This window comes from Spirillospora sp. NPDC047279, from assembly GCF_040643285.1.
Classification (GTDB): domain Bacteria; phylum Actinomycetota; class Actinomycetes; order Streptosporangiales; family Streptosporangiaceae; genus Spirillospora.
Genome location: NZ_JBEYUA010000018.1, coordinates 168,684 through 184,848, shown reverse-complemented (window position 1 = coordinate 184,848; position 16,165 = coordinate 168,684). Strand labels below are relative to the sequence as shown.

The 16,165-nt window shown below is 67.5% G+C and carries 5 protein-coding genes; 1 reads left to right on the top strand and 4 read right to left on the bottom strand.

The window, feature by feature from the left end; translation table 11 throughout:
• The first annotated feature begins 59 nt into the window (after positions 1-59).
• Positions 60-1,535, top strand: a complete 1,476-nt coding sequence (locus ABZ810_RS37505) for a glycosyltransferase family 39 protein (RefSeq protein WP_358411478.1) — start codon at positions 60-62, stop codon at positions 1,533-1,535.
• Here the strand turns inward: ABZ810_RS37505 and ABZ810_RS37500 are convergent.
• The 4 genes from ABZ810_RS37500 to ABZ810_RS37485 all read right to left on the bottom strand — a co-directional run bounded on the left by ABZ810_RS37500 (position 1,520) and on the right by ABZ810_RS37485 (position 15,603).
• Positions 1,520-3,475, bottom strand: a complete 1,956-nt coding sequence (locus ABZ810_RS37500; RefSeq protein ID WP_358411476.1) for a glycosyltransferase family 2 protein — start codon at positions 3,473-3,475, stop codon at positions 1,520-1,522. The genes ABZ810_RS37505 and ABZ810_RS37500 overlap by 16 nt on opposite strands.
• Positions 3,476-3,612: 137 nt before the next feature.
• Positions 3,613-3,951: a hypothetical protein gene (locus tag ABZ810_RS37495; RefSeq protein WP_358411474.1), complete on the bottom strand. Its 339-nt coding sequence runs from the start codon at positions 3,949-3,951 to the stop codon at positions 3,613-3,615.
• Positions 3,952-3,973: 22 nt separating this feature from the next.
• Positions 3,974-12,967 carry a LamG-like jellyroll fold domain-containing protein gene (locus ABZ810_RS37490; RefSeq protein ID WP_358411472.1) on the bottom strand — a complete coding sequence of 2,998 codons (8,994 nt, stop codon included), beginning with the start codon at positions 12,965-12,967 and terminating at the stop codon, positions 3,974-3,976.
• Between the two features lie 299 nt (positions 12,968-13,266).
• Positions 13,267-15,603 (bottom strand): hypothetical protein, encoded by a 2,337-nt coding sequence (locus ABZ810_RS37485; protein ID WP_358411470.1) that lies wholly within the window; start codon positions 15,601-15,603, stop codon positions 13,267-13,269.
• Between the last annotated feature and the right edge of the window lie 562 nt (positions 15,604-16,165).

Sequence of the window (16,165 nt, the reverse complement as noted above, 5' to 3'; positions counted from 1 at the left end):
GCTTTACCGCATTCCGCGGATAAACTCTGATCTCCTGGTTCGATCGGCTGCGGGGGAATATGGTCGCGGGCTCTTTTCTGGCCGACCGCAAGGCGGCGCGGGCGCGGGCGGGGTCCTCTCGGTGGCCTTGGCTCGTTCCACTGATTCCTGCGGTCGTCGCTCTCCTGGTCACCGGCTGGCGACTGAGCGAGCCGACATTCTGGCGCGACGAGACCGCCACGATCTCGGTCGCGCGACGATCGCCTTCCGAGATCCTCGAACTCCTCGGCAACATCGACGCGGTGCACGGGCTCTACTACCTCCTCATGCACCCGGTGGTACGGCTGTTCGGCTCGGACGAGATCGCGATGCGGGCGCCGTCCGTCCTGGCGGCCGCGGTGGCCGCCGCGGTGACCGCCATGATCGGCGCCCGTCTCGCGGACCGGCGGGTGGGCCTGGTCGCGGGGCTGCTGGTGGCGGTGGCGCCGGCCATCTCGCGGTACGCGCAGGAGGCTCGCCAGTACACGCTCGCCACGGCCGTGGCGGTGGTCGCCACATACCTGCTGGTCCGAGCCGCCGAACGCGGCGATCGGCGCTGGTTCGCGGCTTACGCGGGCTCCGTGGCCCTGCTCGGCTGGCTCCAGATCTTCTACGTGCTCATCATTCCCGCGCACGCGGTGCTGGTCGCCACCACCCACGAGCGCACACTGAGGACGTTCCGTCGCTGGCTGATCGCCGTCGTGCTCGCCGTCCTCGCCATCGTGCCCCTGCTTCCGAAGGCCCTCTCGCAGCGGAAGCTCCAGGTCGGGTGGATCGCCAAGCCGGACGGGGGCACCCTCCGGTTCACGCTGGAGATGATGGCCGGCGGCGGATGGCTGATCGTTCCTGTGGTGGCCCTGGTGGTGCTGGCGCTCCTCCGCCCGGTCCCCCGTACCGGCCCTGTCGACCCGCGCTGGACCGCCGCCGCCTGGGTGCTCCTGCCGCCCGCGATCCTGCTGGCTTCCTCGTTGATCGTGCCGAACTACGTGTTCCGGTACGTGCTCTTCTGCGTCCCGGCGGTCGCGCTGATGGCCGCCCTGGCGCTCCGCCGCCTTCCCGTCTGGGTCGCCGTCCTGGTCGTGCTCGGGCTCACCCTGGGCACCGTTCCCGAGCATCTGAAGATCCGGGAGCCCGACTCCCGCGCCGACGACATCAGGGCCCTGTCGGCCGTCCTCGGTGAGCACCGGCGCCCCGGTGACGCGATCGTCTTCACCGACCAGCGCTCCCGCAGGCTGATGACCGGCTACCCGGACTCCTTCCGCGGCCTGAACGACATCGCCCTCGCCAAGACGAGCGCCGCGTCCGCCTCGATCGACGGCACGGAGGTCTCGCCCGCTGAGCTGGCCACCCGGCTGTCCACCGTCAGGCGGGTCTGGTTCGTGCGACGGTCCTTCGTCTCCGACATTCCTGTCGACAAGGCCAAGTTCACCCTGATCTCGCGCGACGTCCGCCACTGGCGCAACGTCGCCCGCTACCGGTACAAGGGCGGAACGGTGACTCTTTACGAACGCCGCTGAAGACGGTCGGCCAGGCGTCGCCCCCGCCGCCGGGCCGGCGAATCAGTGATCTTGACCGACAGGGCGCCCCGGTCGGTGGCGTACGGCGCGGCCCTGCGGAGGAGCCCGCTCGGCGCCCCATCCGGCAGCTCTGACACAGGTGGCCGGACACGAAAGCGCGCACCGTCCACCGTGATCTCCAGCCACGTGTCCCAGGTGCCGGCCGCACAGTCGCGCAGGTCGAACTCCGCCGACACCTCCAGCCGGTCACCGGTGAACGTGCCCTCGGCGGAGCCGTGCCTGACGGGCCCATCGCCCCGGTGGACCACCTCGGCCGATGCCTCGATCGGGCAGCCCGCGGGAAGCGCGGCGGCCAGGCCTCCGCGCAGCCGCAGTCGACCCCGCCCGCCCCAGCCGACCTCGTCGACCTCCAGCAGCGCCGCCGCCTTGCCGGTGACCCGGAGGGTCAGCGTCAGCCACGAGGGCTCGACCGCGGCCTGGACCACAGAACCCGACACGACGAGTCGCCGCTCAGGCACCGCGGTGTCGGCCTCGGCGGCGAGCAGCCGCCGGAGCACGGCAAAATCCCGCACCCGAACCTCAACGTGGACCTCCCAGACCCCCTCGCCAAGCGCCTCCTCCTCGAAGCGAATCTCGGCACGGAAACCCTGGTCGCTCACCACGGCCGGGACGCGCACCTCGTCCCCCGCCCCCTTGGCGCGCAACAGCAGCGTGACTTCCTGCGGTTCGTCGATGCCCACCAGCTCGGCCCGTCCGCTGATCTCCAGCGCTCCGTCCCGCCAGGCGATCTCGGAGAACCTCCGCTGGACGTTCAGCCGCTGGTCGGAGATCTCGTAGCAGGAGTCCGGGATGGCCGAGACCGGATCCCGGAAGCGGGGATAGCGAGCGAACATCCGGCCGTCCACCACGGTCGGGGCGGCCCGTCCCCCGCCGTACTGGAACTCGATGATCTCCCGAAGCTCGGTGCGCAGACCCGTCCCCACGCAGTGCGCGATCAACCGAGCGTGAACGGGCAGCAGCTCCGCCACCGAAGGCGTCAGCCACCGCTTGAGCAGATCACGCGCGGCCTCCTCGTTGGCACGCTGATCGCCCTCATCCTGCGTCAGGTAGAACCGGTGGAACCGGTGAAACAAGACGTCCCACTCGATGTGCCGAGCGATCAACCGGTCGTACAACGCCCCCGGCTCGACGTGCCGATCGACCACATCGAACAGTTCGGCCATCCGCGGGAAATACTCGACCGCGGGCGCCCCGCCGTTCTGCATCACACTGCTGCCGTCCTCGCGGTCGACCCAGTAGTAGCAGTCGTAGTCGCCGACCACGGAGAACGACCCCGCGTGCAGGAAGGCATGCGCGGAAAAGATCACGTCCTCCCCCGACAGCACCCCCTCCCCGAATCGCACTCCATGCCGCCGCAACGGCTCGGCCCGGAACAGCTTCATCACCGCGAGCGTCCCGTACAACCCCGGCGTCCGCTCCAACGTCGTGGAGGCGATGTTCTTGGCGAAGATCGCCGTCGGCACCCCCCGGTTGACCCCGACGTACTTGCCGAACACCACGTCGGTCCCGTTGGCGTCCGCGACCCCGCACATCCGCTCCAGCGCCTCAGGCCCAAGCCAGTCGTCAGCGTCAAGGAAGAACACGTACTCCCCCGAGGCCCGCTCAAGCCCCACATTGCGCGGCGCCCCCGGCCCACCGGAGTTCTCCTGATGAACGACCGTCATCCCTGGCCGCTCCGCCGCCATCCGATCGAGCAGCTCCCCGCTCCCATCGGTCGACCCGTCGTCGACGGCCACGATCTCGATCGCGTCCATGCCCAGCGACTGCTCGAACACCGACTCCAACGCCCGCCCCAACGACGCCACACAGTTATAGACCGGAACGATCACGGTCACCTTAAGCCGATGCTCCACAAACCCCAACAATAGCAACGGCCCCACACTTCACACACCAACTCCCCCAGACTCCCCACCCGAAGCCACACCTCCAAGAGTGTGATCCCGGAAGTGCTCCCACCCACCCCACACCTATCAGATGTGCAACAGATTCTACCAGTAAACCAAGCCACTAAAATAAACTAGGATATAGTACCCTGCTTCTCCGAGCCAGTGGAAAAGTAGGAGGATAGGTACTCATTCGGCTCCAGGTCGCTTTCCCTGATCAGGGAAAACACTTCACTTCCCTGATCAGGCACACCCTCCATCCGGAATGCCTGAGCCAGGCCCACATAGAAGACACCATCCAAAGATGATGTATACTCGTCAATTTCTCGCTCAGCCAAAATGACGGCCTCATCGAAACTCGCGGCCCGCCAGATAGTGATGCGCTCTTCATAGGTTCCCGCATTGTCATCTTTAATGATACAGCGAACAGCGAACCAAGAATCTGATTCAGCCACAATTCCAGACTCGGTCAAGCAGATCACCCCCCATAGCGCTCTATTTCTTCTTTCTATTTCGCTTTTCTATGTTGCGATCTCCATCCTGCTTCTCATTGTGCCGCTTCTTTCTCATCGCACTATTATAGTCCTTCTGATTATAAGGCCTTCCCTCTTTCTTGTCTACGAGCGCCTTCTCCTCCGCCGGGGAAAGCTGCTGGTGTGATTCACGACTTCGCTGTTTGCTGTCCATCTTCTGAGTGGGCGATTCTTCCTGTGCACCTTGATTCTTAAGCCAGATGAACAGAATTATCGAGGGAATCGACGTGAAGATGACGAGAGACTTGAATCGATTCCAGAGATTATTTAGCGCACGTTGGAAGTGGTCGGCGAGGTTTTGCCAGGCGTCTGCGGATGGGTTGGGGAGTCCTGGTAGCCCAGGCCATCTGATCGCGGGTACCTCGTCGCCGGCGGAGACACAGGTTCCCGCGTTGCATCCGGCCATTCCTCCTGGGATTGGTTGAGGCTGGGCTATGGAGCCCACGGAGATCGGCTGGGTGATGGGGCCAGCCTCGTTGACGGCCTTCTGCCGCATGTCTTTCAGCTGTTGATTCGTGTCCTTGACGACGTTCTTGGTGCCGTTGGTGACAGGAGCCGGCTTGTTCGGGCCGCCGGGGAAGCGATCGCGGGGGTTGGGGTAGTGCGGCTTGCTGGCGCTGGGGGGTGGTGCGACCGGGTTCTTCTGGGCTCGGCGTTCCTGCCGGTTCTTGGCAGCCTCGGTTTTCCTTCGCTTCTTCTCTCGGTCACGCCGTGCCTGCTCCTCTGGCGAGATGCCACCACTGCTCCCTCCGCCGCGGCCTCCTGAATCACCTCGGCCGCCGGAGCCGCTGCCAGGGCGGAGATCGTCGCCACTCGGACATCCTCCGACGGTTGCCAGCCCGTTAGGTGCATAGAAGGCGGGCGCGTAGCACGGTTCATATCCGCACGGATGGAAACCCCATTGGGGGTTGTAACAGAAGTTGTTCCAGCCTGGACAGCCGCCCAGGCTTACCGGGCTGCTTCCACCGTTCGGACAGGAGGCATGGCCAGTGGGATCCGAATTGTCGACGGGGTTGGCATTGGCGTATGCGTAGCGGTTGGCGTTGGCGGAGGCGGGACTGGGGCTGAGGGTCCAGTCGTCGCGGGTGTTGAAGGTGCCGGTGCTGGGGTTGTACCAGCGGGCGCCCATGTTGACGTGGCCGGTGTCGGGGTCGGTCCAGTCGCTTTGGTAGCCGATGGCGGATTTGGTGCCGGTGGTGGCGGTGGGCTTGCCGAAGGGGTCGTAGGTGGTGGAGTCGGTGAGGCTGGTGAGGGGCGTGTCGGGGTTGAAAGTCCCTGTGAGGTCGCCGTGTTTGTCGGTGAGGGGGATGCGTTTGTTGGTGCCCTGGGCTGTGGCGAGGAGTTCGTTGGCGGCGCCGCGTGCGTAGTTGGTGGTGCCGTCGTTGACGGGTTCGTTGCTCGTGCCGTTGTAGGTGAAGGTGGTGGCGCCTCGGGTGGCGAGCCGGTCCAGGTCGTCGTAGGTGTAGCTGATGAGACCGGAGGTGGTGAGGCGGTCGAAGGCGTCGAAGCTGTAGGTCTGGGTGTTGCCTGGTTTTGTTTCGGTGGCGAGGTTGCCGCGGGGTGTGTAGGTGTAGGTGGTGTCGCCGTCGGTGAGGCGGCGGTTGCGTTGGTCGAAGGTGGCGGTGACGCCGTTCGCGGAGGTGCGGTTTCCGGCGTCGTCCCAGGCGTAGCCGGTGGTGGTGCCGTTGTGGGTCCAGGCGGTGAGGCGGCCGGCGTGGTCGTAGTCGTAGGTGTCGTTGCCGGGACTGGCGGTCCCGGTGGTGGACTTGCTGGTGGTCTGGTCGTTGTCGTTGTAGCCGTAGGTGGTCGAGGTGATGACGTTGCCGGCGCTCTTGAGGTCGTCGGTCTTGACGCGGCCGAGATCGTCGTAGCCGAAGGTGCGGACTCGGCCTGAGCCGTAGTCGACGGTCTGGGGCTGGCCGGCGGCGTTGTAGCCGAGTGTCTGGGTCGTGCCGGTCAGGCCGTCCTGCACGGTCTGGAGGCGGCCGTTGTTGTAGCCGAAGGTTGCGGTGCCGGCTGCGTCGGTGCGGGCGGTGGGCTGGCCGTCGTTGTTGTACGCCCAGGTGGCGTTGCCGGAGGGGCCTTCCGCCTTGAGCAGACCGCCGCGGTCGTCGTAGCTGTAGACGTTGGTGCCGGACGGGGCATTGGCCTTGGTGAGCTGCCCGACCGGATCGTAGGCGAGCGTCCGGTTGGCGCTCTGGACCGAGGGGCCGGTGCCGGTCTCGTGGGTGAGGCGGCCCGCCGGGTCGAAGGTGCGGGTGCGGGCTACGCCGCCGGGTGCGGTGAGCTTGGTGGCGTTGCCTGCTTCGTCGTAGCCGGTGGTCCAGGTGCGGTCGGCAGGGTCGGGGTGGGCGGTGGTGCTGGGCTCGATGGTGGATTCGGGCAGGCCGAGGCTGTTGACGGTGTAGGTGGTGGCGTTGTTGCGGCCGTCGGTGAAGCGGGTGCGGTTTCCTGCGGCGTCGTAGCCGAAGGTGGTGGTGATGGACGCGGTGTCGCTGACGGGTTCGATCTGGCGGGTCAGCCGGTTGAGCGCGTCGTAGGTGAGGGTGGTCTTGCGCTGGAGCGGGTTGGTGATCTCGGTCAGGTTTCCGGCGGGGTCGTAGTTGTACGTGCGCTGGCGCAGTTCGGTGCCGTCGTTCTTGAGGTCGGACAGCCCGCGGAGTCGGCCGAGGAGGTCGTAGGACTGCTTCTGGGTGCGGCCCGCGCCGTCACTGGCCCGGATCTGGCGGCCCACTCGGTCGTAGCCGTACTGGACGGTGACGTTGGCCGGGTCTTGGGAGGTGATGGGCTGGTTGAGCTTGTTGTAGGTGTTGGTGGTGGTCGCGCCCAGGGGGCTGGTCGCGGTCCGCAGGTTCCCGGCGTCGTCGTAGGCGTAGCGGGAGGTGTAGCTGGCGGGGGTGGGCCGTCGTTCGATCTGGGTGGCGGTGACGGGGCGGTCGAGGTCGTCGTACGTGGCTTCGGTGCGGGCGCCGTTGGGGTCGGTGGTCGAGAGGATCTGGCCTGTGCGGGTGTAGGTGTACCGCCACTGGACCCGTTCGTCGTTGCTGGTGTACGGCTCGTCGCGAGTCTGGACGCGGCCGAGCCGGTCGTAGCTGTAGCGGGTCTCGTTCTGGCGCGGGTCGACGACCTTGGAGACGCGGCCGAGCGGGTCGTAGTGCGTGACCGTGGTGGGGGTGAGGGGGGTGGTGGAGCCGGGCGGGGTGTAGCCGGGGGCGATCTGCTTCACCAGCTGGCCGAGCAGGTCGTACTCGGCGCGAGTGGTGTTGCCGCGTTCGTCCTTGGTCTCGGTCGCCTCGTCGAAGGCGTTGTAACCGGTGACGGTCCCGGGCCGGACGGTGGCCGGGGCGGTGCCGTTCTGTTCGGCCTGGACGGGCGGGCTGGTCGCCGTGGTCTGGCGGCCGAGCTGGTCGTAGCCGTAGTTGGTGGTGTACGCGGCCTTGTCGGCGCCGGTGACGTTGCCGCGCGGATCGGTGACCGAGGTGAGCAGGTCACGCTGGTCGTAGCCGTAGGTGGTGACCAGGGAGGTGACGGCGTCGGTGACGGTCTGGCGGGTCGTCCGCCCGGCAAGGTCGTAGCCGTAGGTGACGGTCTCGGCGGCCGTCGAGGTGGCCCAGGGGATGTTGGAGACATTGCCGCTGCGGGCCACCTGGGTGACGTCGCCCGCGTTGTTGTAGGTGAAGGTGGCTCGGCGGTTGATGCCCGTGGGGTCGCCGGCGGTGGTGGCGAGGCGGCCGACGTTGTCGTAGGTGTTCTGGACGACGTTGAGACCGTTGCCGGTGGTCTCCTTGGTCGGGTTGCCCGCGCCGTCGTACTCCATCGCGGAGAGGACCAGATCCCGGGTGGTGCCGTCCGGGTTGTGGAAGCCCTTGAGCGTGGTGGATTTGAGCAGGTCGTCGGTGTAGTAGTCGTACCAGACCTGCCGTCCCATGGCGTCGGTCTCGCGTAGCAGCCGGCCCGCCTCGTCGTAGGCGTAGGTCTGAAGGATCAGGTCGTCGCCGGTGCTCGGGGCGCCGTCAGGGTCGCCGTCGAAGTCAAGGAGCCGGACCTCGGCGAGCATGTTGCGCGCGGTGTAGGCGTACTCGTACCGGTTGTCGGCCGCGTCGGTCATCGTGGTCAGGTTGCCGAAGACGTCGTATCCGAAGCCGGTCTCGTGACCGTACGCGTCGGTGGTCTTCTCCAGCCGGTTGCGGTCGTCGTAGTCGAAGCTGACGACGCGCGGGTCACCGCCGGCGATCTGGTCCTTGACCTGGGTCCGGGTGAGGTTGCCGTCGACGTCGAAGCTGGAGTCGACGCGCTGTTGCTGCTGGGCGCCGGTGACGGCGTTGGTGGTGGCCGGGCCGGTGACGCTGGTCAGGTTCGACCAGTCGTCGTAGCCGTAACCGGTGGTGACTCCGGCCGGGAAGGTGTCGGAGATCTCGGTGATCGTCTTGCGGCGGCCGATGGCGTCGTAGGTGTACTTGGTGACCAGACCGGTCTCGCCGACCTTGCCAGGCGGATCGGTGACCTGGGCCAGGTCGCCCGCGCTGGTGTAGGCGTAACGGGTGACCGAACCTCGCTGGTCGGTCATCGTCTCCACCAGGTAGGCGGGCGTGAGCCCACCGCCGACCGCCGACTCGGTTCCGTCGGTGAAGGTGTAGCTGACCGACCCTCCGCCGCTGGGGTTGGTCTGGGTCTGCAGGTGCCCGGCCGTGGTGTAGGTGTAGCTGGTCTTGTACCGGTCGTCGGTCGGCCCGGAGGAACGGCCGTCGCGGTAGGCCGTGGGCAGGTCGTTGCGCGGGTCGGCCGGGTTGGTGACCGTGGGATAGGTGTAGTAGACGCTGTGGCAGGGGCCGGTCTTCGTACGGCAGGTGGTGCGCTTGGTCAGGTTGCCCCGGCCGTCGTAGGTGAACTGGACCGCGTCACCGTGCTCGTTGACGATCTGGGTGGGGAATCCGCGGTCGTCGTAGTCGAACGTGCGGATGCCCATGCCGTCGGCGGTGTGGCCGATGAAGTCGGGCTCTTCGCCGGGTGCGCCGGGCAGGGTCGTGCAGAACTGCGGATCCCCGGGATCGGGGCTGCTACAGGTCGTCGTGGGGGTCGGTGTCGGGTGCGGGGACGGCGACCAGCCCGGCCGGTCCTCGTCGCGGGTCTCCCTGCCCATCGGGATGCCGACCCGGATGGTGTTGCCGGTGATGGCGTCCTGCTCGTACAGGTAGTACCGATCGGCCGGGTCGCGGACCTCGACGGCACGCCGCAGATCCGTATCGCCGCCGTAGACCACCGGCGCGCCCAGCTTCCACGTTCCCCCGTTGGCGTCGGTGACCTCCGTGGCCCGGTCGGCGGCGGTGTCGTAGACGACCTCGGAGGCGACCTTGCCCGACGGCAGGGTGACCGTGGTGAGCTGGTCGGCGGCCGTCTTGGCGGCCTGGAAGTGCGCGGCGACCTGCTGGGGGCCGAGCGGGTGCTGGTAGAGCGAGACCTCGTCGATGGTGCCGTTGTAGAACCGGCGCGGCGTCGATCCCCACTTCTGCCAGGTGCCGGTGGCGTAGGCGGCGCCGATCTGGTTGAACGTCAGGTTCCGGTGGTCGGGCGTCGCCGCCGTCAGCGAGCCGACCGGGGAGCCGTCGAGATACAACGTCTGCGTGGAGCCTGTCGCCGACAACACCGCGTGATGCCACAGCCCGTCGTTCACGGGCGCGGTGGAGACGATGGGCTCGCGTGCGGCGCCTGTGTAGAACTGGCCGCGCAGCCTGCCGTCGGTATCGGTGAACAGCACCGGTACGCCCACCGTCGGCGTCCCGTCCAGGGCCTTGTCCTGATAGCCGAGCAGGGGGCCGCCCGACCCGGTCGGGTTGTTCTTGAACCAGATCTCGACCGCCATGTCCCGGCTCTTCTTCACCGTGCCGTTCGGGAGGACGACCTGGGACGAGGTGCCGTTGAACGTGGCGGCGGTGTTACCGGTCCCGGCGACCACACCGGGCGCCTGCAACGTGACGTTCTTGTAGGTGCCGGCGTCCTTGCCGAGGTTGACCGCGATCTGGCTGGACGCCGAGTCGCCCTCCTCCTCGTCCAGCCGCCAGTACGACTCGGGCCGGCTGTCGGTCACCACGCTGCGGTAGTGCGAGCCGGGCGAGTAGTCGTAGCCGGTGCAGCGGTTGCCAGGAGCGCAGACCCTGGTGAGCTTGTCGCCGTCGTAGGTGTAGTTCCAGGTCAGCACCTTGCCGTCGACCGGTGCCGTCGAGACGGTCGCCACGTGGGCGCCCGACCAGGTGAAGTTCAGCAGCCGGCCGCCGACGCCGGTGGCCTTGGACAACTTCCCGGTGGAGGTGTCGTAGGTCAGGGTGAGCGCGAGCCCGGCCGCATCGGAGATCTTGGTCAGCCGCCGGTTGGTGAACTCGAACGTCGTGCCCGTCTTGTCGACCAGCTTGCCGACCCCGTTCGCCAGCGTGAACGTGGCATAGCGGCCTGGTGGCGACGCGTAGGTCCCGTCGGGATTGCGGCCGAAGCGGATCTGCTGCCCGTCCGGATAGCCGACCACCACGTTGCCCGACCCGTCGTCGTCCTCGGTGATCTTCATGTCGAACTGGGTGGACCAGCCGGCGCCGAACGGCGAATCCTTGCGCGGGTCCAGGCTGTTGTAAGTGCGTTCCAAGCTCAGGCTGGGTCCCACCGTGGCGACCGCGGCGTCGACGGCCGAGGTCGTGTAGTTGCCCGCCATCGGGTCGAAGCCGCGGTCCTGGGCCTCGGCGAGGCGGGAGGTGATCTCCGGCTGCGGTACCGAGGTCTGCATCGTCACCCGCGGCGACGGCACCTCGTTGCCGGTGTCCTTGACGATCACCCGCCAGAGATACGTCTTGCTCCACGACAGTCGCCCGGCCGGGACCGTCCAGGCGTGCGTGGGCACGAACCCGGAGTCGAAGCAGTTGACCGCCGATCCGTCCGCGGCCTTCTCGCACACCTCGAACTTGTAGGTCAACGCCGAGGACGGCGGCGCGTCCAGGTCCACCGCCCTGGCCCACAGCTGCGGCGTCAGCGTCGGCGTCTGGTACCCGTTGAACGGATACAGCTCCTGCAACACCGGCGCGATGTCGATGATCTTGATGATCAGCCGGATCGGCGGCACGTACTCGTCGGTGAACACCTTGCCGCCCGTCTTCACCATCGTGAAGTCGAGCTTGTAGGTGCCGGGCGGCAGCGGTTTGATCTCGGCGTCCAGCCTGACCTTCGCGCCGCGGGCCACCGTCGTGGTGAGGTTGGCCGACCGCTGCTGGGTGATCAGCTTTCCCTTGTTGTCGTACGCCCGGTAGGCCAGGTAGTAGGCGCCAGGCGCCCACGCCTCCGAGCCGGTGTTGGTCACCGTCATCTTGATCTTGCCGGCCTGCGCCTGCGTCACCGGCGGATTCGGGATCGGGTTGGTGATCGCGTACGAGGCGTTGTACGGGCTGTGCGTCACGTACAACCGCGGCGGGTTGACGGTGTCGTGACCGGTGAACTTCTTGTACCCGCTGCTGTCGCCGGAGGCGTCCCGCACCGACAGTCCATAGTTCTGCGAGGGGTCGTTCACCCATTTCTGGATCAGGTCGCGTCCGCCCTTGCCCAGGTCGAGCAGCTGCCCCTTCTTCGGCGGGCACTTGGACGTACTCGACCCGAACGCGATGTAGCCCTGGCTGAACGACTTGCGCGTGAGCGCCTTGCCGACGCTCGGCCCCGGATAGGTCGTGTTGCCCGCCCACGGCTCGGTCACCGGGTGCACGGTCACCGGCCGCGCCCGGCAGGTGGCGGCCTCGTAGTTGAGCATCCACAGATACGCGCCGAAGATCCGGTGGTACCTCAGCCTCTCCACCAGCGGCGAGAAGGTCATGTACGCCGCCGACCTGGACCCGATCGTCAACGCCTGCCCGCCGTCGGTGGTGCCGCCGTCGCCCACCGACACGCTGTTGCCGGCCTTGTCGGTCGCCACCGTCGGGTCCACCATCACCGGGAACTTCCGCGCCGGGTCCTCCAGCCATGCCGCGTCCACGCTCACCCGCAGCGCCGGGACCCCGCCCGCCGACACCAGGCTGTACGACACACCCGTCGACGTGGCAGGCGTCGCGGCCGAGTCGAACATGAAGCCCGCCGGAATGCTCGCCCGCGTCCGGCCCGCCTGGTCGACGAACACCACATGATCGCCCGCGACCTTGGCGGTCAGACCCTTGAGCGCCAGCGGGAACACGAACGTACGAGGCGCCTTGGCCGACTTCAGGACGATGGTCTCCTTCACCCCGCCCGGCACTGCCTCGACCTTCAGATCCGACTGCGGCCAGACGCCCTTGTACGTGACCCCGCGCTCCCCGGCGGGGCTCCCCGGTGCCACGGCACCCTGCGCCCCGTACCCGACCTCGAGGCCGCCGCCCAAACCGACCCGCACCAACGGCCCCGCGCCCGTCTTCGGCGCGAACCTGACGTCCACCGCGTCAGCGGTGTTCCGCCACCCCTGCGCGGACGCCGACGTCCGCTGCGAGGCCGGCCCGTCGGCGACCAGCCGCGTGTCGATCGGTGCCCATGTCCCGTCCGGGCGGCGGAAGTTCACCGGACGCGGCGACACCTCCGTCGACTCGGTGCCATCGGCGTTGGCGAACGTCCGGGTATGCGCGTCCCGGCGCTCCGGCAACTCCCGGCTCTTGGCAAGGTCGAACCCCCGTACCTCCGGTTCCGCAGCCGGGGCGGTGCCCACCTCCACCGCGTTCTGTGCGGGCTTCTGCGCGGTCTGCTTCAGCTGCGTCTGCGGGTACCGGGCGCGCAACGTCTGCGGCTTGTGGTCATTGCGGCCGCGGCCGCTCTCGGTCTGACCACGATCCTTGGCCGACCCCCACGCCTGCCCAGGAGTGCGAACCTCCTGATGAAGCCGGGCCCACCACCCCGCCACCGGACCGGCCGCGCCGTTGTCCGCCGAACTGAGCAGCACCAGCGTCAACGCCAGGGCCAGCCCTCGCAACAGCGCAGAGGTCCGCCGGCCTACCAGCCATGTGCTTCTCATCCGGCCGCCCGCTGGACGGTCGTCTGGAACGCCCCTGCTGAAGCACCTACGAGCGATGTCACGTCGGTTGAGCCGAAACATGCACACACTCCAGACAGCCGGAAGGGTGGTCGAACGGAAGGAACGAGCAGGAAGGCAGGAAGCACGGGGCACGGACGACGGGGAACCTTGGTCCAGCCGTTCCGGTCAGGGGCCGCGAGGGAAATGCCCGTCCGCGCGCCCCTGACCGGGACATGATCAGCTCGGCGTCACCAGGATCAGCGGCCCTTGACCGGAGGGGCCGTCGGCAGCGTGTGCCCGGTGAACTCAGGCCCCTGCCCTCCGGCATCGGCCGACCTTTGCGCCAATGTCCCCGACCCCTCGGTGACGTAGATCCGGGTCACGTCGGTGTCTGACCGGTAGAGGAACGCCCAGCGCGGACCGTTGGTACCGACGTAGGAGAAGACGGTCGGATCAGTGGCCGCAAGGTAGTCGTTCTCGGAGCTCTTGGGCACCCAGGTGCGCCACTGGCCAGAACCCTGGGGCGACTCTCCGGTGCTGTACACCAGCTGGTCGGCGCCGCGGGCAACGACTTCGACGGTGCTGGTGATCGGGCTGATCAGCGCGGCAGGGTCGCCGATGGCGGTGAAGTCACCGGTCGTCGTCCAGTTCGCAGGAAAGGCGCCGGTCTCGTCCTGCTTCTTGGTCAGGATCTTTCCGTCGGTGCCACGGACGAAGATCTGCGTCCTGCTGCCCGGCCACACCACCACCGAGGGCTGACCGGAGAAACCCGGCCCGCTGAGGCTCTCGCAGCCGGACAGGACACCACGCGAATACAGCGCCGTCCGCCACACGCCCGTAGCGTCCAGCGCGAACACCCGCAGCCCCTCGCGCACCGGAACCGCCACCGGAGTCGTCGCGCTGGACAGCCCGGTCATACCCAGGTTGATCCACTCGCGGTAACCCTCGTTCGCGCCGAACTGCGGCATCGCCCACAGTGTCCCGGCGCCGTCCACCGCGAAGGCGACCAGCGTGTCATCGTGGCGAGCCAGCGAGGCGTGCGAGGCCAACGACCCACTGTTGCCGACCCACGCGCCCCAGCCGGGCAGGTTCTTGCTCGCCTGGACCGCCGACCAGACACTGCTGGTGGTGTTGTGCGCCATCACCTGGAGACGGCCATCACCCTGCTCGGCCAATGCCGGCTGGCCGGTGTAGGCCTCGGCACCCGGGACCGATGTGTACTGGATGTTGCCGAAATTGCCCGGGTCCGTCTGGAAGCCGTGCCGCAGATAACCGGCACCATCGGTATAGGCGTAGTGGATGGGCCCCAGCGAGGCGCCCTGCAGCGGCGACTGCTGGACGACGGTCGTCCGGGTGTTCGACTGAAGAGGCCGGGAGGACACCGGCGCGGGGGTCGTCGCCGAAGCAGCCCCAGCCGAGCACCCCGTCGCCGGGTTCTGGAAGTAGGCGAACACATCGACCCACACCCGGACCTCGGCCGCCGCCGTGTTCTTGATGATCACCTTGCCGTCGGTGCCGAGTTTGACCGGCTGGGCGCCGCTGTACGCGCTGCCGGCGAAGTAGGAGACCGTGTGCGTGCCCGGCTCTGTGGTCCCCGACGGGTAGACCCGCACCGCGCCGGTGCCGACGCCGACGGTCGTGGCGTTGATGGCGATCCCCGTCACCCCGGACGCGGGAACGCCTCCCTTGCCCAGCGGCTCGAGCACGTAGGAGCCGCCCGCGGGCATGAGCAGACCCGCCAGCAGCCGCGCCGGAACCACCGGCCGGATGGTCGAGCTGGAGACGGCGGCCGTCGGAGCCGCGTAGTAGCCCACCGCGTCGACATCGAAGGTGATCGCCGAGGGGCCCGAGTTGAAGAAGGTCAGCTGCCCATCGGCGCCCAGCTTGCCGATCACGTTGTTCTGCAGGTACAGCCCCGAACCGTAGTTCAAGCTGGTGTCGGTCGGCTGGCTCCAGCCCGAGGTGTAGACCCGGAGCGTCCCCGCCGTCGAGGTCTTCACCCCCACAGTGAGCGCGACGTCGGTGACGCCGGTGGTCGGGATGCCTCCCTTGCCCAGAGGCGCCACCTTGGCCTCACCGTTCGAGGGAACAGTGATCTGCTGGATCCTCGACGGCTGAACCGGCCGGTACGTCGACCCGGCGGAGGCGCCTGCGGCGTTCAAGGTGTAACCCTGGACATCGGCGTACACGAAGGCCTTCACGGCCCCGCCGTTTGCGATCTTGATGTGGCCGTCCGCGCCGACCTTGCTGAACAGCAGGTTGTGCGTCCACAGACTGGCGTGGAACCGGGTGGCCGTGGTGTCCGGCTTTGCGGCGTCGGAGGGGAACACGGCCAGCTGACCGCTGCCGCCGTCGCCGAGCACCGCGAAGTTGGTCTCCACCGACGCGACCCCGGAGGCGGGAATGCTCCCCTTCCCTGCCACCTGAACCGACACGGTCGCCCCCGCGGCGACCTCCAGGCCGCTCGCGACCCGAACCCGAGCCTTGTAGAACTGACCCGCCGCGGAAGGCGCGGCCGGAACGTCGGCGCGGGCGGCGGGACTCGTCACCACGGCGAGCCCCATGGCCAACGCGACACCGACTCCCAAAGCCATGCCGGATCTCACGCGTGATGTGACGCTTCGAGACAACACTGTCACTGACAACTCCTAGGTGACGGTTCGGCCGGGGCGGCGCGCCGACCGACGAGGGGATCAGGTGGTTGGCCGGAAGTCGGTATCGGGCGGTCGGGGTCGGTAGCTCGCGGGCAGAGCACATCCGTGCGTCGCTGGGCGAGGACGTGGTCAACTCAGGGCCGAAACAGTCGACGTAACAATCAGCAACAACATCGGCCAGAGGCCGGGCATGCGCAAACCAATCTCCATCACTTCAAGGAGATGTCGAGCGATCAGTGTCGGAAAATCAGACACAAAGTACTGACAACTTGATTCCCTGAAAAGATCATCACGTCGGGCGCCAGAAGTGATCTATATCACAGGAATTCAGGTAAACCCTTGCTTTCTTGGCGGCGTCAGTTGGCGCCTTCTTACGAAGAAGCTTTCCCTCTTTTGTCAAGACCCGCGTTTTAAGGGCAAGGAATACCGAACATCGTCACGCTCGATCACCGCGCAACATCACGCCGCACGTACACGATCGGCGGATCGACGGCTTGGGCCC

Excerpts from the sequence above, each read along its gene's own strand:
- ABZ810_RS37485 (WP_358411470.1), bottom strand. The coding sequence starts at position 15,603 with ATGGCTTTGGGAGTCGGTGTCGCGTTGGCCATGGGGCTCGCCGTGGTG.
- ABZ810_RS37505 (WP_358411478.1), top strand. The coding sequence starts at position 60 with ATGGTCGCGGGCTCTTTTCTGGCCGACCGCAAGGCGGCGCGGGCGCGG.